Below are 21,573 nucleotides of genomic sequence, written 5' to 3'. Positions count from 1 at the left end.
CCAGAGCTATTAGATGTGATGCGCACTTCAAATCACTCCAAATGTCGGATGAGCCTTTTTTGTGCTAAAAGTAGAAATTTTAGCGTTTTCTTAAAACTTTTTAGGTTTTCTGTGCGGAAAAGGCCTTCGTATTTCGTATTCATTAAGGAATATTCAAAAAGTTATATAACAATAAAACCTTTAATGTATGAACTACCGCTTTTCTGAACTGGCCAGAAAGATAGCAATGTCTCTCTGTTTAGCAGCTTTGGTGGGAGGATTTACAGCATGTCATGACGACTATGACCTCGACGACCCCGGGAACTACCCGAGTTGGTTGGGCCAGAGCATCTATGATGAGTTGAAAAATCCCAATCCCGAGCATCTGACCGGTACCTTTACTAATTACTTGCGTCTCATTGACGACCTCGGTTACACCGAGACGTTGGATAAAACCGGTTCGAAGACCGTTTTCCCTGCCAATGACGAGGCTTTTGCGCGTTTCTTCGCCAATAACGATTGGGGAGTGAAGAAGTATGAGGATTTGTCTGAAGCACAGAAGAAACTGTTGCTCTACAACTCCATGCTCGACAACGCCATCCTCGTTGAGATGATGTCGAACGTTCCTGACCAGAAAACCAGCGTTACCGCCGGTGTGGCCATGAAGCACCAGACAGGAGTGAACGTCATCGACACCATTACCCACTTCTACGGTGCTTCGGAGTTGCCTCGCAACAACGAGTACTGGACTAAGTTCTATAAGAGTGGTGTAGACCTCGTCATGGACGCTACCCGTCCGATGATGGTTCACTTCACCGCTGAGCAGTTGACCGCCAACAACATCACAACGATGGGCGCCAACAGCGACTTCGCCGTGGTGACTGGTACCGAGTACAACGACTCGATCAATACGGCTTACATCTTCCGTAACCGTATCATCAGCCCTGACATCACCTGTAAGAACGGTTACATCCATCAGATGGAGAACCTGATCGTGCCGCCGGGCAACCTCGCCGAAATGTTGCGCACCAATGGTGAGACCAACATCTTCAGCCGTATGCTCGACCGCTTCAGCGCTCCGTTCTACAGTGCGCCGCTTACCAACACCTACAACGACTGGGCTATTGTCAATGGTGTCGCCTTGAAGGACTCTATCTTCGAGAAGCGTTACTTCAGCAATCGCTCGCAGGGTGGACTTATCTTGAAGGTCGATCCTAACAACAAGACGCTGAGCACAGACGAGCTGCTGCCCTTCGACCCGGGATGGAACCAGTATTATCCCGACCGCGTGACAAGTTCGCTGAGCGATGTGGCCGCCATGTTCGTTCCTACGGATAGCGCCATGAAGCAGTATTTCTTGCCGGGTGGCTCAGGATCGTTCCTCATCGACCAGTTTGGTAAGAAGCCCAACACGGCCGCCAACCTCATGGAGAACATCGACTCCATTCCTAAGAACATCGTGCAGGCTTTCGTCTCTATGCTGATGAAGCCGCAGTTTGTGGCTACCGTGCCCAGCAAGTTCGACAATGTGATGGACGACTCGCAGGATCCGCTCGGCATTACGCTCAACGACCTCAACCGCACAAAGGATGGTAAGTACGACGTGAAAATCGCCAACAATGGTGTGGCTTACATGACCAACAAGGTGTTCGCCCCCAACCGCTATGTGGCTGTCTCGGCTCCTGCACTGCTCACCGATAACATGCGCGTCATGAACTGGGGTATCCAGGATCAGTCGGTGCTCGGCTTGAACTACTACGCTTACTTGCTCGCCATGGACGCCAACTACGCGTTCTTCATCCCGACCGACGAGGCGTTCGACTTCTACTATGTCGACCCCGTGTATCTCCGTCGCTCACCGCGCGTGCTCCACTTCTACTATCGTAGCGACAAGTCGCCGTACATGTTCTGCTCGCAGTTCGACTATAATCCTTCTACAGGTGAGGTCGGTCGCGACTCTGTGCAGCTGTCGTCATCGGCTTATCGTTCACAGTTCATCGATATCCTGAACACCCACACCGTCATCCTGAAGCCTGGCGAGAAGTTGGGCTCTAACCACTATTACAAGACAAAGAATGGTGGTGCCATCTATGTGTCTGGTGGTAAGAAGGATTGCGTGGTGGCCAGTGGCGCTCAGATCGATGGTATCAACATCAATGGTTCTGCGATGCACCCCGAGAACCTGAAGCATGCTCCTAAGATCACAAAGGTCTACAACCAGAAGAACGGTACATCGTATGCGATCGACCGCGTCATCCAGATGCCTATGAAGTCGGTGTATGCTACGTTGGCAAGCGAGAGCAACTTCTCTGAGTTCTACAATCTCTGCTCTGAGGACCGTGTGCAGCTTGGCCTGTTCGCTGGCATCAGCAACAAGACCTCTAACACGCAGCCGATCGCCCCGATACGCCAGTTCACCACCTTCATCGACGCTGGTGGTTTCCATGGTCTGGATCAGGACGTTAGCTACTTCAGTGGTTACAACTATACCGTGTATGTTCCTGATAACAAGGCTATTAAGATAGCCCACGAGGAAAAGGGCCTGCCCACATGGGACGACGTGAAGGCTGTGGCCCAGCCTTGGCTCAACGCCACGACGGGCGAGTATGAGCCTGATGAGACCGAGGCGTGCAAGCTGGCTCAGGCCAAGGTGTACGCCATGATCGAGACCATCAGCGACTTCATCCGTTACCACTTCCAGGACAACTCAGTGTATGCTGACAATCATGTGGAGGGTGGAACCTACTACACTGCCAACACCGATACGCTCGGTATCGCAGCCAAGCTGACGGTGCGGGATGGTAGCAACGGTGAGTTCAAGGTGCACGACGAAAGCGGTCAGTCTGTGACAGTGAGTGCCAACAACGGCACCAAGGTCAACCTGATGACTCGCGACTATGTGTTCAACAACACTGTCGTCAACGCCACACAGCTTCTTTCTTCTTCATTCGCAGTGGTCCACGAGATCAGCACAGCGCTTAACACCCACGCCAGCGGTCGTTACGACGACTTGTGGAGCTCGGCCAAGGCTAAGCGTAAGCTCATCGGTCACCAAAAGGCTGGACTGAAGAGGCTTGCAAGAATGTATAGGAAATAACACACAAAAGAGATTATGAAAACAAATAAGATAAAATATCTGCTTCTCGTGCTCTTTACCATGGTGTCTACCTTCGCCATGGCACAGGGAACACGTGTCTCGGGTACCGTTAGCGATGCCATGGGACCTATCATGGGAGCAAACGTCACCGAGCGTGATGCCAGCCAGCGTATTATCTCTGCAGTTGTGACCGATATCAACGGTAACTTCTCGATGGAAATCAAGAACACGAACAACAAGCTGCAGATCTCTTACGTAGGTTGCAAGACCCAGAAATTGCCTATCGGGTCGAGAACAACTTTCGATGTCGTGCTGGAGGACCAGAACGTCATCAAGGAGGTAGTCATCAAGGCTAAGAGAAAGTTCAACAACGGTGGTCTGTCCATCCCTGAGAACGAGGTCTCTATGGCTACTCAGAACTTTAACATGGATGAGGTGGAGGGTCTGTCCTTCACATCTGCCGATGAGGCCCTGCAGGGTCAGATCGCTGGTCTCGATATCGTGGCCAACTCTGGTAACCTGGGATCAGGTACTTCTATGCGTCTGCGTGGTGTTACATCTATCAATGGCTCGGCTGAGCCGCTGATCGTTGTCGACGATCAGATCTTCGACAACCCCGACGCCAACTTCGACTTCACCAACGCCAACGAGGAGACTTACGCATCGCTGCTCTCGGTCAACCCGTCGGATATCCAGAGCATCGACATCCTGAAGGATGCTGCCGCTACTGCCGTTTGGGGTTCACGTGGTGCTAACGGTGTTATCTCCATCCACACAAAGCGTGGTAGCCGTGGTAACACACGCGTCGACTACTCGCTCCGTGTGCAGACCTCTTGGCAGCCAAAGGGTTACAACCTGCTGAATGGTGACGACTACACCATGATGCTGAAGGAGATGTACTACAACCCCAGCCAGAATCCTTCCGCTACGACCAATATCAATGAGATCAACTACAACCGCTCATGGGCTGAGTTTGAGAACTGGAACAACAACACCGACTGGGTGGACGCTGTGCAGCAGACGGGTATCAGCCAGTATCACTACCTCACCATCTCGGGTGGTGGCGAGAAGGCCAACTTCCGTATCTCTGCCGGTTACGACCATCAGAACGGTACCATCATTGAGCAGACCCTCGACCGTTTCTCTACGAAGCTCGCACTCGACTACTTCGTGAGCGACCGTATCACGTTCCGTGTCACATTCCCGTTGACCTACACCGACAACCATCGCAACTACGACGATAACATCCTCGGTCGCGCCCAGAAGATGAGCCCGAACATGAGTATCTATCGCCAGGACGCTCAGGGTAACAATACCAATGAGTACTACACCATGTTGCCGGGCGGTGCCGATGGCGCTGGCTCATCTGTGGCTGGTACTTCTTCTTACGAGCTGCGTTCTATCCGTGGCTTGGGTAACCCTGTTGCCATAGCCCGCCAGGCATGGCGCGATGAGAAGACCTATCGTATTTCTCCTGAGTTCCGTGTCGACTACGACCTCCTCGGTACCGACGACTCTAAGACGCGTCTGCGTTACACCGGTTTGGTTTACATGGATATCTACTCTTCAAGCACGCCTAAGTACTGGCCTGGATCGCTCGTCGTTCCTTCGTCTCTTTCCGACCAGGCTTGGATTAACGGCAACTACAACTGTACCAATGAGAGCGATTTCAACTCACTGAGTATCAACACAAAGCACACACTGACCTTCACTCCGCACTTCAAGAACGAGGATTGGTTTGCTACGATGATGCTGCGTGGTGAGCTCAACACGGGTAACAACAACAACCAGTCGGTGATTTCTTACAACAACCCAAACGGTATCCACTCGTCAACGACCAACACTCGTCCTGGTGGAATGGGTACAAGCAACGGTCAGTGGCGTTCTATGTCAGCGCTCTATAGCGGTCACCTTTCTTATAAGGGTCGCTACGCTGTCGACTTCTCTCTGCGTGCTGACGGTACAACCAAGTTCGGTGACTCTAAGAAGTGGGGTTACTTCCCCGGTCTCTCTGGTCGTTGGAACATCTCCGACGAGCCTTTCATGAAGTTTGCCAAGTCATGGCTCTCTATGCTGTCGTTCCGTCCCTCTTGGGGTATCGTGGGTAACCAGCCGGGCTCAGAGTACTTGCAGTATGCCCGTTACGCAGTTAGCAATAATGGATATGGTCAGGCCGACTTTGATAATGTTATCTACCTCGAGGGCTTGCAGCTCAACAAGTTGCAGTGGGAGCGCACCACACAGATCAACCTCGGTGCCGACTTCGGCTTCTTCAATGGTCTGGTTGAGGGTGATTTCAACTACTATTACAAGAAGACTCGCAACCTGCTGATGAGCAATGTGTCGATTCCTTCTTCTACCGGTTTCTCAAGCCTCGCTTACACCAACGTGGGCGATATGGAGAACAAGGGATGGGAGTTCAATGTGGCTCTTAACAGGTTTGTGCGCATCGGTAAGTTCTCTATGGACGCCAACTTCAACATTTCTCAGAACTTCAATAAGATTCTCGAGATGGACCAGAGCGTCTTGGAGAGCATCAACTCTGACTGGGATGCCACAGCACGTGGCACTTACCTGAACCGCATCCAGGTGGGCAACCCGCTCGGTTCTATCTATGGTCTGCGCTACAAGGGCGTTTACCAGTATAGCTACGAGTATCTTGAGAACATGAAGGATCGCAATGGTTGGAGCGGCGAGCAGTTCCGCAACTACATCAACAACGAGTTCCTCGCCAGCGGCAAGACCGCTCCTATCGCCATCGACGATGAGGGCCATGTGTTGATGAACTCTTCAGGTCTGCCCATCCGTCAGGTGTACAACTTCAACGACGGTTCTTCTACTTATAAGTTCCAGGGTGGTGACGCCATCTACGAGGATGTGAACCACGACGGTCAGATCAACTCGCTCGATATCGTTTACCTCGGCAACTCTAACCCGAAGTGGCAGGGCGGTTTCGGCTTCAAGTTCAACTACGGTGACTGGAGCCTCAAGACCTCGTTCACCTATCGTGCTGGTATCGACGTTGTTAACAGCGCCAAGATGAACCTTGAGCGTATGTTCGACGCTTACAACCAGAGCTCGGCAGTTAACTATCGTTGGCGCAAGAACGGTGATGTTACCTACATCCCACGCGCTATGTATGATACGGGTTACAACTTCCTCGGTAGCGACCGCTATGTGGAGGATGCCTCTTTCGTACGTTTGAGCTATGTGCAGCTGGTTTACAACTTCAACAAGAAGATGCTTCAGAAGATCGGTCTCCGTCGTCTGCAGGTCAGCGTGTCAGGTCAGAACCTCCTCTGCTGGTCGAAGTATAGCGGAACGGATCCTGAGCACTCGGCAGGAGCATGGGGTATTGCCTACGATAACTCGCAGACTCCGAGAAGTAAGTCAGTGACATTGAATCTTAATGTAGGTTTCTAAAAACAGATTATCCTTATGAAAGTGAATAATATATTTAGTAAGGTGGTGTTGGGAGCTTGCGCGGTCCTTACGTTGGGTTCGTGCAACGACTTCCTGACCATTTACCCCACGGATAAGACGGTGGCTGAGGACTTCTGGAAGAAGAAGGAGGATGTCGACCAGATGGTCACGGGCGCCTATGCTGCCATGATCGATTATAACGTGACGGAGCGTTGCATCGTGTGGGGAGCATTGCGCTCTGACGAGTTGGTCAAGCGTAATGGCTTGTCTAACAACACGATCGATAACGTGTTGGCCATGAACCTGTTGCCTTCTAACGGCTACAACTCATGGTCGGGCTTCTACAACGTCATCAACCGTTGTAACATTGTCCTCAACCACGCTGCTGGCGTGATGGACGAGGATCCTGAGTTCACACAGGGCGACTATGACGCCGTTCGCGGACAGATGTTGGCCCTGCGCTCACTCTGCTATTTCTATCTCGTTCGCGCTTTCCGTGACGTGCCCTACACCACGCAGAGCTACGAGGACGACGACCAGCAGATGCAGGTGGCACAGATGTGCCCCGACAGCGTGCTCACGTTCTGTATCAAAGACCTCAAGGAGGCTGAGAAGATTGTGATGCGCTCAGGAGCTTACGGTTACAACAACTGGCGTAACAAGGGTTACATCACGCGCGACGCTGTGTACGCCATGTTGGCCGACATCTATCTCTGGCGCGCCTCTATGAACCACGACCAGAGCGACTATGAGAGCTGCATCGAGTATGCCGATAAGGTCATCAAGTCGAAGGATGAGTACTATAGGGAGAATCACGGAGCGTCGGTCGGCGGTGCTGAAGCTGACCAGTACCATCTCACCGATGGTCGTTTCGTGTCGACTATGTTAAGCAACAACAACTCTATTGAGAGCATCTTAGAGTGGCAGTACGATGGCGACCACAACTCTAACACGGCCCTGGAGAACTATTATGATATGTCGGGTACTGAAGGCCAGCACGATGCCAGCGGTAACGTGGAGGCTTCGCAGCTCTTCAACTCGCCCAGCACTGACGCCAACTCGCTCTCTGGTACTAAGATTTACCATAGCAAGAACGACTACCGTATGTGGAACAACGTTTACTTGGCTAACAGTGCTGAGGCGTTGCAGCTGGAGATCCGTAAGTTCGTTTCAAGACGTGGCGATCTCACTGATATCGAAAATCGTAACAAGGGTGAAGAGAAGACTGGTAACAACTTCTTCCCCTACCAGCGCAACTGGATTGTGTACCGTCTCACCGACGTGATGCTCATGAAGGCTGAGGCTCTGGTGCAAACGGCTACCAACGACTCTTCGTCTGTGCTTCGTAGCGCTTTCGACCTCGTTCAGACCGTCAACAAGCGTTCTATGCTGCAGACTGCCAAGGATACCTTGACATTCACCGACTTCAAGTCGAAGGTGGGTATGGAAGAGTTGGTGCTCTGCGAGCGCGAGCGTGAGCTCTGCTTCGAGGGCAAGCGTTGGTTCGACCTGGTGCGTTACGCTTATCGCCACATGGATGGCGTGAACAGCCGTCAGAAGTTGGCTGATGTCACGACATGGCCTTCACTGCCCCGTAAGTTCACCAGCGTCATCGTGCGTAAGTATGATACCGGTGGTGACGCCGTGGCCTACAAGATGAAGACCGAGCCGTTCCTCTACTGGCCTATCGCAAGGCGTGAGATTCACGTGAACCTCTTGCTGAAGCAGAACCCGGTCTATTCGGATAATGAAACCTCAAGTAAAAACTAAAGACAATGAACACTACAGTATATCATAAGCTTGCATGCAGACTGGCTGCACTTTTGATGTTGCCCGCGCTGCTTTTTGTGGCCAGCTGTAAGGAGGATCTTGACGAGGATAACCTCTACACCTTTACCGGTGAGACCATTGAGAGTTACCTGGCCAACCGCCCCGATTCCTTCAGCAACTTCAACTATATCCTCAAGCGTGCCGGCATGGATAAGATCCTGTCTGCATACGGTACCTACACGTGCTTCGCTCCTACCAACGAGGCTGTGATGGCATACATCGACAGCCTGTACGCTGACACTTCTTGTAAGATTGAGCACAACGGAATGACCGCTCCCGGCCTTGAGGGTCTGAGCGACTCGCTCTGCAACGATATCGCCAAGTTCCACCTCGCTGCCTCTGAGGTGATGGCCATCAACATGCAGAACGGTATGACCATCCGCACCATGCTCGGACGCGACGTCAACACCAGCATCGACTCGGTGTCGGGTAGAACGGTTGTCAACTCCTACTCGCTCATTACCAAGATGGATAATGAGATGGAGAATGGTGTGATCCACATCGTCGACAACGTGCTTCGCCGAAGCAACTTGTTGGTGACGGGTGAGATGTCCAACCATCCCGACCTGTTCACCATCTGGAAGGCTGCCATCGACCTCACGGGTCTTGAGGATTCGCTCCTCGACGTGGAGCGCAAGACCACCGTTCCCTCGAACGCAGCTACCTATAAGTTCTATTGCCCTGAGAAGGCCGTCCTCGGTTACACCATTTTCGCTGAGACCGACTCGGTGCTCAAGAAGCATGGCATCAACGACATCAACGACCTCATCGCTTACGCCAACCGTGTGTATGAGCATTGTGCTGACCCGGGTACAGGATGGTACGACTACTATCGCAACAAGGGTGTGAAGGTGAGCACGGGCGACGATTATCGCAGCCCTTACAACTGCTTGAACATGTTCCTGCGTTACCACATCGCCAAGCTGCGTGTGCCTTACAACAAGTTGGTGACCAGCTACAACGAGGTGAGTGGTGTGCCTCTCTACGACTATTGGGAGACCATGTTGCCTAAGACGTTGTTCAAGACGCTCCGCTCTGCCAAGGTGGCTGCGGGTAAGATCTTCATCAACCGTTACGAGGCCAACAACACGCTGACCGACCAGATTGCTGCCTTGGGTTCCGATGGTATCCACCAGGTGGTCGAAGGCCACGCCGGTATCGAGGTTATGAAGAACAACATCCAGGCGCTGAATGGTTATATCCATCCGATCTCTGATATGATGGTATACGAGGAGTGGGTTCCGAAGGGTGTGCTCAATGAGCGTATCCGTATGGACTTCACGGCCCTGATTCCTGAGATGATGTCGGCTTCTCTCCGTTGCCCCACTTACGAGGAGGTCAAGGCACTCAACGATGGTGTGTCGGGTAAGGACGGTAACCTCTCGGGCGACTATGTTCGTATTCCTACCGACTTCTCTCCTGAGCACCTGATTCTTTACAACGGCGAGAACACGCGTCTGCTCTACCTCCCCGGTGAAAGCAGCTGGTACAACTACCAGGGCGATGAGTTCAACGGTAAGGGTACTTACGATGTGGCCTTCCGTCTGCCTCCTGTTCCCGATGGCGTTTACGAGATCCGTCTGGGTCTGTCTACCAACGATCAGCGTGGTATGTATCAGTTCTACCTCGGTGAGGGAACCAACAACCGTACCAAGATGGAAGCCCTCGATATCCCTGTCGACGAGCGACTCATTCCTCAGCAGAACCAGGATGGTACTCCTGACGTTTCTACGGGTTGGTGCCAGTACACGCTTCTCGAGGACCTCGGTGTTGAGAGCGATAAGGCAATGCGTAACCTCGGTTGGATGCGTGGTCCGCTCTACTTCACAACAAAGGCTGGTACCACTCCGATGCGTGGCTTGAACAACAACATCCGCCGCATCGTTACTCGCCACGAGCTGAAGCAGGGCGACAACTGGCTCCGTATCAAGTCGGTGCTTGAGGGCGACCAGTGGCAGCCGTATCTCGACTACATTGAGATCGTTCCGGCTTACATATACAACAACTCTCGTTACCTGGAGGACATGTATTAAACCGCTTCAAAATCATAACAGATGAAAAATAACAAGATATACAGAAATGCAGCAGTAGCCATGGCCTTCCTCGCAGCGGGGGCCATGACCACGGCTTGCTCTGACTGGGACGACCACTACGACAACAATGGCGTCAGTGGTTCGGCTTCAGAAACCATTTGGGAGAATGTTAAGGCCAATGCCAACCTCTCTCAGTTTGCCGACCTCATGCACAAGGCTGGCTACGACGAGGTGATCAACACCACGCAGACCTATACGGTTTGGGCGCCGCTCAACGGCACGTTCAATTACGACTCGCTCAATGCGCTGCCCCTTAACAACCTGAAGCAGCACTTCGCCATGAACCACGTGGCTCGTTTCAACTATCCCGCTTCGGGTAGTGTCGACGCTGCTGTTACCATGCTCAACAAGAAGGTGATGCCTTTCATGGGCAATGGCACCTATACGTTCAATGGTGTGGAGGTCGTCTCGCCTAACGTGGCTTCGTCTAACGGTATGCTCCATGTCACCAACGGTATGGTGAATTACATGGCCAACCTGTTCGAGAGCCTCGACTCTATGGCGTTGCCTATCGACTCTATCAGCCGCTATTTCCACAACTACGACCAGAAGGTCTTGGATGAGGCTAATAGCGTGAAGGGTCCTGTGGTCGATGGTCGTCTGACCTATCTCGACTCAGTGTTCGTGGAGCAGAACATACTGCTCTATCTGCACAAAGCCATGATCCATCTTGAGGACTCCAACTACACCATGTTGCTGCCCTCCGACGAGGCCTGGCAGAAGGCTTACAAGTCTGTGAAGAGCTGCTTCAATTACAAGCCGTTCACATTCGTGAAGGACATTCCGCAGACTAACTTGAAGAAGGCCACTGCAGAGAACTATGATACGGGTTCTACCAAGCTCGATTTCGATCTGCTCAACGACTCTATCATTCATTACATGATTTGTAAGGACCTGTTCTTCAACAACAACCTTTACCACAATCGTGTGCTCAACGATCTGCAGACTGGCGCTCAGCTCAGCGTCGACTCGCTGGTCAACACCGACCGCTCTATCTTCTATGGCAACGACGCTTCTGACATGTTTGCAGATGCTCGCCGCATTGATAAGAGTAATGGTAGCATGTGGCTCACCGATTCGCTCCGCTTGCGTCCTTGGCTTACCTACAACCCCATCATTAAGATTCAGGGTGAGTATGGTGCAGCTAAGTCGTACAATGCTGGTGCAACGACGATTGTGCCCATCTCGAAGGCTGAGCAGAATCCCGACATCCAGGGTAATGTGTCTAACGGCTATTACCTGACTGTCACACCGTCAGCTCCGGCTTCTAACCCCGAGGCCATCTTCTACCTCCCGGAGGTGCGCTCTACAACGTATGCGGTTTATGTTTGCTTCGTTCCTGAGAACATCAACGCCAGCACTTACACCGACAATGTGCGTCCTAACATCGTGCAGGTTACCATGGGTTACAACGACCTGAAGGGTAAGCCCCAGGAGCAGGTATTGAAGGTGGGTAAGACATCGTTGTTCCAAAGCGACATCACGAAGGTCGATACCGTCTATGTGGGCGACTTCACCTTCCCCCTCTGCTATTTCGGCACAGGTATCAGCAACGTCACACAGGCATCTTATGCTCCTTACATTCGTATCAACAGCCGCGCCACGGGTAAACCGAACGTGAGCCCGTACGACCGTAACCTCCGCATCGACTACATCATGCTCGTGCCGAAGGATCTCGACAACTACATCAAGGAGCATCCTGGATACAAATATCAACATGAAATTGATTAAGTCTCACTTTTAAATCTGTATGAAAATGAAAAGAAACCATATTCTTTGCTTGAGCATCCTCCTTGCCTCAACCATGGGCTTACCTGCCATGGCTCAGGATGATGCCACTTATGATGATGGAGCTGAGACCGTTGTTGTCAAGAAGAAGGCGCCTGTCGTAAGGAAGGACAAGTATCCCACCATGGAGGTGAAAGGTACGGTGGTCGACGCCGTCACCAACCAGCCCTTGGCTGGTATCCAGGTCCAGACACTCAATGATATTCATTACGCAGCCATGACCAATGAGAAGGGTGAGTTCACCATTAAGGTGCCTACCTTCGCTACGGCTCTTTATTTCCACGCTCCGCAGTTCCTCTCTCAGCAGGTTCCTGTGAGCAAGGAAGGCATTACGGTGAAGATGCTTGCAGACCACTTCGGTAAGATGTATGGCACCAGCACCGATATTCTAGCTGATCGTGCCATGACTGTGAAGCACACCACGTCGCAGAGCGTGGAGACCGATATCCAGAACACCATGGGTGCCGATGTTCGCACCATCACCCGCAATGGCGGCCCTGGCTACGGTGGCGCCATGTTCATCCGTGGTCTCAACTCGCTCAACTCCAATGCCCAGCCTCTCTTTGTGGTCGACGGCATTGTGCGCGACATGCAGTCTACCCGTACAATGATTCACTATGGTGACTTCAACAACCTGTTGCTCAACATCAATCCTGATGATATCGAAAGTGTGCAGGTGCTGAAGAACGGAACGGCTCTCTATGGTGCCAAGGGTGGTAATGGTGTTATCCTCATCAACACCAAGCGCGGTCACTCTATGGCCACTCGTATCGATGCCAACATCGGCGTAGGTGTCACCACCATGCCTAAGTTGCCCGATATGATGAACGCTTCGGATTATCGCCTGTATGCCTCTGAGATGCTCGGTACCTATCCGAACATCAGCAGCAAGGTGACTCCCGACCACATCGGCTTCTTGATCGATGATCCCAAGAGCTACTATTATAATATGTACCACAACGACACCGACTGGTCGAAGGAGGTTTATCACACTGCCATGACGCAGAACTACTCCATCAACGTGCAGGGTGGTGATAACATTGGTATGTATAACCTCTCGCTTGGTTACACCGACGCGCAGAGCACAGCTCGTAAGAACGGATTCAACCGTCTGAACGTGCGCTTCAACACCGATATCAACGTCATCAAGAACCTGACTACCAAGTTCGACATGGCCTTCGTGAAGCTCAACCGCGACGTGTTCGATAATGGTGCAGCCGAGGATCTCACTGCAGGTCCTGTGTCATCACCGATCTTCCTCGGTCTGATCAAGGCTCCTATCCTCAGCCCGTACACCTACAACAGCAACGGTAAGCTCTCAAGCACGCTCGCTGGTGCCGACAACTTCCTGACCGGTATCGATGAGACGCTGACGCTGGGTAACCCCACCGCTCTCTTGGCCAATGGTGAGGCCATCAACAAGAACCGCGTGGAGAACACTCAGTTCTACGCTGTGATCGCTCCGACCTATCAGTTCACCAAAGACCTGAAGTTGACGGAGACCTTCAACTATACGCTCGACCGTATCTCTCAGCGCTACTATCGTCCTATCAACGGCATGCCCACCTTCCTGATCGAGGGCCTGGGTCGTGTGCAGAACATGAGTAAGTCGGCTTTCTCTAAGCAGACAAGCGTCATGAGCGACACGCGCCTGCAGTGGACCAAGCAGCTGGGTGCTCACTTCCTCGACATCTACGGTGGTTTCCGTTTCACGTCGTTCGCTTACGACACGAGCAATCCTACCGGTCAGTACACCACGGGTGGTAACGATAAGCAGCCGAACATCTCGGCCAACATGACTTACACCGAGGCTACTGGTGTCGACGACACATGGAAGTCGGCTACATGGTATGCTAATGTTGACTACAACTATCGCAACCGTTACTTCTTGAACGCCACATTGGCCGCTGAGACAAGCAGCCGCTTTGGTGAGAACTCTGAGGGCCTTGGCCTCTTCGGTGTGAAGTGGGGCATCTTCCCCAGCATCCAGTTGGGTTGGAACGTCACCAACGAGTCATGGTTCCCCAAGACCAACGCTATCAACTACCTGTTGGTTCGCGCCGGTTACGACATCAGCGGTAACGACGACATCAACAACTATGCCGCTCGCACCTCGTTCACTGTCGGTACTTACTTGAACCGTGCCAACTATGCACAGCTCAGCAACATCGGTAACGATAAGATCTCTTACGAGAAGACTGGTAAGTTCAACGTTGGTTTGCAGTCGTACCTCTTCAACAACCGCGTTGGTTTGAGCTTCGACTTCTATAAGCACCACACCAGCAACCTGCTCACCCTGAAGAGCTTCAACAACCCTGTTGCCGGTATCAACAACTACTGGAGCAATGGTGGTTCGCTCGACAACACTGGTTTCGAGGTTGCCCTTAGCGGTAAGCCTGTTGTGTCGAAGGACTTCAACATCGAGATGGGTGCAAGCCTGGGTCACTACAGCAACAAGATCAAGTCGCTGCCTAACGATAAGAAGCTTTGGGTAGACGGTCAGCAGAACGCCTCTGGTTTCACCAGCAGCGTCTATGGCATCGACAACGTGGCTACCATCATCGGTCAGGCTGCAGGCGTGTTCTACGGTTACAAGACTGCAGGCGTGTTCTCTAACGACGCTGAGGCCAAGGCTGCAGGCAAGGACGGTTATCTCTACATGGTCGACGCTACGGGCGCTCACAAGAACTTCGTGGCTGGCGACGTCCACTTCGTAGACCTGAACGGCGACGGTCAGATCAGCGAGGCCGACAAGACCATCATCGGTAACCCCAACCCCGATATCTATGGTAACATCTTCGCTAACGTGATGTGGAAGAACTTCACGCTGAGCCTCGGCTTCAACTACAGCCTCGGCAACGACGTGTTCAACTACCAGCGTTCACTGCTCGAGAGTGGCAGCAACTTCTGGAATCAGACCACAGCGGTCAACAACCGTTGGCGCTACGAGGGTCAGCAGACTGATATGCCTCGCCTCAACTACAACGACCCCATGGGCAACAGCCGCTTCAGCGACCGTTGGATCGAGGATGGCAGCTACCTGCGTCTGAAGACTCTGAACCTTACATATAAGGTGCCTGTAAACCTCTCTTGGTTGCAGGGTCTCAGCATCTGGGCTCAGGCCGACAATCTCTTCACACTTACCCACTATCTGGGTGGCGATCCTGAGTTCTCGGCTACCAATAGCGTCCTCTACCAGGGTATCGATCCGGGCAACGTGGCTCTTAGCCGCACGTTCACATTCGGTCTCCGTATCAACCTGTAACTCTCTACGAACCAAAAAGATTTCATAACAATGAAAACATTCAATCATACATTCAGATTTAAAGGTTTGGGTTTGGCCCTTCTGCCTTTCTATCTTTGCAGCCTCTTGGTTTTCTCGAGCTGTCAGGATTTGATGGAGACGGAGTCAAATAGGCAGGTGTTCAATCCTGCACTCGACCAGAAGACGGACTCCATCTTCTACACCTTAGGTATCCTCAAGGGTGTGCAGCAAGCCATCGACCAGTATGTGCTGGTCGGTGAGATGCGCGGTGACCTCACGGCCACCAACCACTACACGGAGACCGACCTGCGTGAGCTCTACAACTTCTCATACGATACCTCCAACAAGTACGACTCTGCTTATGTGTGGTACCGTGTCATCAACAACTGTAACTACTATGTTGCTCACCGCGACACCACGCTGATGACGGGTTCGCGCCCTGTGGCTCGCATGGAGTATGCTCAGGCGCTGAGCATCCGTGCATGGGCTTACATGCAGCTGGCCAAGATCTACGGCACCGTGCCTTTCTTCACCAACCCCATCACCTCAATCTCTGAGGCTGAGGAAGCATCTGCTGGTGTGAAGAAGGATCTGCGCGGCATCGTCGACGCCTTGGCTCCTGAGCTCGAGAAGTTCAGCGGCATCGGGGTGCCTAACTATGGTACGATCGATGCCGGTAAGACCAACGCCGGTGAGCAGAAGGACGTTGTCACCAAGCAGACGATGTTCCCTGTCGACTTGGTGCTGGGTGACATGTATCTTGAGACCAACCAGTATGAGAAGGCTGCCAAGAGCTATTGGAATTACATCCGCGACCAGCATCTCACCACTGGCAACTATATGGTTGTGGCTTCTCGCGGTTACACTTACCCCAACAATCAGAAGTTTCCTTCTGATATGACTTACCCCAAAATGTTTTCTACTTGGAGCGGAGCCTTCAAACTTACGCAGAGTATGGACGTGATTACCTATGTTCCTATGGGTGTCAACTCATTGCGTGGTACCACCACCAATCTGCCTAAGCTCTTTGGTTGGGACTACTACACAACCGAAGTGGATACGACCTCTATCTTCCAGGGTACAGGCGTTTATAATGCCGCTTCCCAGTATGTGTTGGAACGCCAGATCGATCCCTCGTCAGCCTATATGAACCTGTCTAATAAGCAGGACTACTACTACCAGCCTGAAGGTTCTAATTCTCAGACGGTGTCAGCGGTGCCTCTGGGCGACATGCGTCGTCAGTACACACTGTTGTCTGTGACGAAGACCGACTCTACGTTCTTCCTTATGCAGAAGTACAAGAGTGGAAACATCAACATCTATCGTGCTGGTGTTGTATACCTGCGTTTGGCAGAGGCTCTCAACCGCATGGGTTATCCCGATGCAGCCTTCGCCATCCTGAAGGACGGTATTGGCTATGGTCAGTTGCAGAGCGCCACTTACACGGTCGACTCGGTCACCCATGTGGCATCGGGTTATCTGCGCGACACCACGCGTACCATGCTCACAACCACGATCCCGTTCTTGTCTAACGAGTACAACTATTACTTCTCTCGCATTCCGGGTAGCGCTCAAACCACCTCTTCTCCGGGTAACTTTGGTATCCACTCACGTGGTTGCGGTGAGGCTGTTGAGGGCCAGTATTCAAGTTATCAGTATGCTCTTATGATTATGAAGAAGCGTGCTGAGCTTGGCAACCTCGAGAGTGGTGCTGTTGATAGCACCTTCCTCTATGGCCCTGCTGCCATCGACGCTGTTGAGGATCTGATCTGCGATGAGTATGCGCTCGAGAGCGCTTTCGAGGGCAACCGTTTCGGCGACCTCACGCGTATCGCTCGCCACAAGAATGCTGCCGACTTTGGCGGTGCCAACTATGGTGGCATGTGGTTGGCTCGCAAGCTTGCGTTCAAGAATCCGGCCATCGACCTGACTCAGGAGCGCAACTGGTTCTTGCCGTTCAATTAAACTTCAACTTCTCTTCATAATGATCCCTGTCGGCGCAAAGCCGGCAGGGATTTTTATTCTACCCATTTCTCAAACGAATACCGGTTCTTTCTCTGTGACGGAGACCACGAGTGCGCCTCCTGTCTGTTGTTATGATGTTTTTTGTGGGTATGGTTTATAAAAGATGAAAAGGGTGGGGGCTATGTGAGAAATTCTTTTTAACTTTGCCTCAAGTTTCGGCTTTGTTTGTTTTGGCGGTGTTAGCAGCGTCAATTCGAGCGAAGGTAACCGACAACCCCAAGTGTTGTGGGCAGATCTCCGCCACCGCTTGCCTACTACCTAATCATACCACTGCTAACCAAACGTTAAACCTAACTTTATGACCAAAAAATTACTTACGTTGCTCATGTTCCTCATGGGCGTTTTGCATTTGCAAGCCGCACCTGTCGAACCGAAGGTGAGCACCTCCGGTGAAACGCATTGGTACCTGCTTCAGTTCCTCAACGGCGAGGGCGTGCTTGAGGCATCCACCGATGGCACCAACGTGCATGTGGGCATTCCCACGGGCAAGGCTTCTCAGCTTTGGAAGATTGAGGGTAGCTCCAATAGCGGTTACACCCTTATCAGCAAGAACGGCCTGCAACTCTACACCACATCGGCTTCGACCAATGGCATGTTCCGTGCTGGCACGCATCCCAACAACAACAAACGTTTCGTTTGGCAAACCACGACCAATACCACCTACAAAGACCGTGGTTGGGTGCTCTCACTCAAGAACAACACTGGCGTCTATATGAACCAGTGGGGTGGAGCAGGCGTTGGCAAGGAGATTGGCCTTTGGAATGACCGCGCCGACGGCAACCAGCCCTTCCAGTTTGTCGATGCCGACGAGCTTTCTGGCGTCAGTCCGCTGCCCCTCATTCCTTATCCCGCCAATGTAACGCGCAACGAGGGCACCCTTTCGCTCCGTTCTCTCGTTAACATTTTGGCAGTCGATGAGCCCACCACACGTTACGCTACAGAATTCGCCCAGCAGCTTCAGGCTGTGGCTGGCATCACGCTGAGCGTCAACAATGCCGCTGCCACCACAAGTGCCATCCTCATGACAACCGATGCTTCGCTGGCCCACGAGGCTTACACCCTCAACGTCACCGCAGAGGGCATCCGTATCACCGCCGCCGATTCCACAGGCTTCTTCTATGCGTTGCAAACCCTGAAGCAACTCATGCCCCATGCCATCTATGGCACCCAGGCAGCCCCCGATCTCGATTGGAGCGTGCCCTGCGTCGCTATTGCCGACCAGCCCCAGTTTGGCCATCGTGGTTATATGCTCGATGTGGCTCGCCACTTCTTCTCGAAGGCCGAGGTGAAGCGTGTGCTTGACGTCATGGCTTCTTATAAGATGAACCGCTTCCACTGGCATCTCACCGACGACCAGGGTTGGCGCATCGAAATCCCCGAATATCCCAAGCTCACCACCGTAGGCAGCGTTCGCAAGGGATCGTTCTCCAATGCTGGTGGTTCCGCCCATTTCTTCGACGACACCGAGTATGGCCGTGGCATGTTCTTCACTCTCGACGACCTTCGTGAGATCGTGACTTATGCCAAGGACCGTAACATTGAGATCATGCCCGAGATTGACCTTCCTGGTCACATGGTGGCCGCTGTGGCCGCTTACCCCGAGCTCAGTTGCGACCCCACCAAGAACTATGAGGTGCGTATCGATGGTGGCATCTCCAAGGATGTGCTCAACGTGGGCAAGGACGAGGTCATCGATTTCCTTAAGTGCGTGCTGGGCCATGTGGCCGAGGTGTTCCCCTTCCAGTATATCCACCTTGGTGGAGACGAGTGCCCCACCGACCAGTGGCGTAACAACGCCGACTGCCTCAAACGCGTGGAGCAGGAGGGCCTCAGTGGCGTCAACCAGTTGCAGTCGTGGCTCGTTGAGAAGCTCGGCATCTACCTCAAGGAAAACTACAAAAAGGACATTGTTTGCTGGGATGAGCTCCTGGCCCATTGGAACAGCGACAACACCGTGAAGCCCGTCATCATGGCGTGGAACAACATCAACAAGAGTAAGGAGGCCGCCGACAAGGGCTTCAAGAGCATCGTCGTTCCCTACCAGTCGCTTTACTTCGATATGATGCAGGTGCCCCTGAGTCGCGTCGATGTCAATGAGAAGTACCAAGGTGGTTGGGGCGACAACTGGGTCAACACCGTTGAGACAGTTTATGGTGTCAACCCCGCAGGCGCGCTTTCAGGCCGCGAAGAGTATTGCTTGGGCGTGCAAGGCAACATGTGGACCGAGACCTGTAACGACAGCATCGAGCTCGAGTATCAGCTCCTGCCCCGTCTGTTGGCGCTCTCCGAGACCGGTTGGTTGCCAGCCTCCAAGAAAAGCTTCATCAATTTCTACCAGCGTTTGCAGCTCAACCGCGACATTCTCGACGCCAAGGGATTGACCTACGCCACCCATTATTTCGAAGAGCCTGACTACACCGAGGCTGAGACCGCTCTCAACGAGGCTAAGGCCATCATCGAGGCTTCCAAGCCCGGTCAGGTGGGCTTCCCCGCCCAGGAGGAGTACGACAAGCTCGTGTCTGCCTACAACGCCCTGAAGGGTCAGGTTGATGATGCTTCACTGCTCACAGCCCTGACCGCCGAGATCGCCGCTTACAAGCAAGCCAACATCGTCCTTCCTCAGGAAGGTAAGACCTATCAGTTGGTGTCAGCCTCTACCTATTACAAGGCCAAGTATGCCGGTTCCACTGCCTATTGTGATGGCCAGAACATCCGTTTCCACTACACCCCGCAGGTGGAGCCCGAGGAGCTCTGGCAGTTTAAGGCCGAGGGCAATGCTTTCCGTCTCACCAATGTGTTGAAGAACCAACAGTTGGTGCTCTCTAAGACCAATGGCACCAATGCCACACTCGCTGAGCAGGGAACCATGCTCACCATCGCGTTGGCCACCAAGGCCAGCGGCAAGTACACCTACGTTCCCGGCGCCCTCACGTTGGGCACCAGCGCCACCGCCCTCTTGACAGCCGACTGCACAGGCTATGTCAAGACCGGCAACAACGGCGCCGTCTGTTATCCTGGCACATGGTTCATCGTAGAGGTCACCGACTTCACCGCTCAGCTCCAGGGCTTGGTGAAGAAGGCCAACCACGTGATCCTCACCGCCAACCCCGGCAAGGCCAATGAGCCCACCGAGGAGGCACTCGAGTTCCTGACAGAGAGCCTTATCACTCCAGCCAAGGTCGCATTGGCCGAAGGCGCCGTGTCGGAGGCCACCTATAAGCAGTTCTTCGACATCTACGCCCAGTTCCTCGCCATGCCCCGCCTCTCGGCCATCGACGCCTTGAAGGAGGATGTGTATTATAAGGTGCGCAACGCCTGGTTCACCAACTATTACGCCAAGGCCGACGCCAGCGGCAACATCGCTCCCGCCACCAGTGGCGACGGTGATGGTTACCTGTGGCAGGTCAAGAAGAACGCCGACGGCACCATCGAGCTCATCAATAAGCTCACCAAGAAGGCCGCTTATCCCGCCACCGTCTCCGATGCTGCTGCCATCAAGACCGGCACGTCCTATTCGTGGATGGTCGATGAGTTCACCTGCGCTGAGGACGCTTCGAAGTTTGGCTTGCGTATCATTGCCAAGACTGGCGCCTTAGGTTGGTACATCAACCCCAACGCCTTCCAGAAGGTCATCCTCAAGCCCATCGAGTGGGGTGCCGCCATCTGGAAGTTCGACGAGACCACCATCGCTGTTCCCAACAGCATCAAGGATGCCACCGTCGACCAGCAGAAGGCCACGAAGTACTACGACCTCCAGGGTCGCCGCGTCAACCCCACGGGCCATGGTGTGTTCATTACCAACACTGGTCGCAAGGTCGTGAAGTAATCGCTTCCCCTTTTACCATATTATAAAAGGTGCGCATTGCCATTCGTTTGGCTATGCGCACCTTTCGCCTTTTGGGGCCTTTCCCAAAGATAAGCCCTTTAGATCGATGCCGTCGCTTCCAAGTCTGATGACTTCCGTTTTGCCCCATGCAGGACCTTTCGTGGTTGTTTGCCCTTGAGTTTTTGATCAAATTATACTAGTGATGCGATATTAATCGCTTAACTATAGTTATATATTTGATATTTAA

Annotated in this window: 8 protein-coding genes; all 8 read left to right on the top strand. The window is 52.8% G+C overall.

What is annotated here, in order from left to right:
* Positions 1-187: 187 nt before the first annotated feature.
* The 8 genes from WKK33_RS09255 (at position 188) to WKK33_RS09220 (ending at position 21,326) form a co-directional block, all read left to right on the top strand.
* Positions 188-3,076 carry a fasciclin domain-containing protein gene (locus tag WKK33_RS09255; protein ID WP_337933548.1) on the top strand — a complete coding sequence of 963 codons (2,889 nt, stop codon included), beginning with the start codon at positions 188-190 and terminating at the stop codon, positions 3,074-3,076.
* Between the two features lie 15 nt (positions 3,077-3,091).
* A complete protein-coding gene (locus tag WKK33_RS09250) occupies positions 3,092-6,499 on the top strand; it encodes a SusC/RagA family TonB-linked outer membrane protein (protein ID WP_337933547.1) in 3,408 nt (1,135 codons plus the stop codon).
* A 15-nt stretch (positions 6,500-6,514) separates the two neighbouring features.
* Complete coding sequence (locus WKK33_RS09245; RefSeq protein ID WP_337933546.1) at positions 6,515-8,269, top strand: RagB/SusD family nutrient uptake outer membrane protein; 1,755 nt, start codon at positions 6,515-6,517, stop codon at positions 8,267-8,269.
* 5 nt (positions 8,270-8,274) lie between these two features.
* Positions 8,275-10,362, top strand: coding sequence for a fasciclin domain-containing protein (locus tag WKK33_RS09240; protein WP_337933544.1), 2,088 nt, complete (start codon positions 8,275-8,277; stop codon positions 10,360-10,362).
* A gap of 21 nt (positions 10,363-10,383) precedes the next feature.
* The gene (locus WKK33_RS09235) at positions 10,384-12,153 is read left to right on the top strand and encodes a fasciclin domain-containing protein (RefSeq protein ID WP_337933542.1); all 1,770 of its coding nucleotides are present in this window, start codon (positions 10,384-10,386) and stop codon (positions 12,151-12,153) included.
* Positions 12,154-12,178: 25 nt separating this feature from the next.
* Positions 12,179-15,475, top strand: a complete 3,297-nt coding sequence (locus WKK33_RS09230; protein ID WP_337933541.1) for a SusC/RagA family TonB-linked outer membrane protein — start codon at positions 12,179-12,181, stop codon at positions 15,473-15,475.
* 132 nt (positions 15,476-15,607) lie between these two features.
* Positions 15,608-17,440, top strand: coding sequence for a RagB/SusD family nutrient uptake outer membrane protein (locus WKK33_RS09225; protein ID WP_337933539.1), 1,833 nt, complete (start codon positions 15,608-15,610; stop codon positions 17,438-17,440).
* A gap of 358 nt (positions 17,441-17,798) precedes the next feature.
* On the top strand, positions 17,799-21,326 hold the full coding sequence (locus WKK33_RS09220; protein ID WP_337933537.1) for a family 20 glycosylhydrolase: 3,528 nt from the start codon (positions 17,799-17,801) through the stop codon (positions 21,324-21,326).
* The last annotated feature ends 247 nt before the right edge of the window (positions 21,327-21,573 follow it).

This window comes from Hallella sp., assembly GCF_037460745.1.
GTDB classification, from domain to species: domain Bacteria; phylum Bacteroidota; class Bacteroidia; order Bacteroidales; family Bacteroidaceae; genus Prevotella; species Prevotella faecis.
The sequence above is the reverse complement of the archived record's forward strand: the minus strand, read 5'-3'. Positions and strand labels throughout refer to the sequence as shown.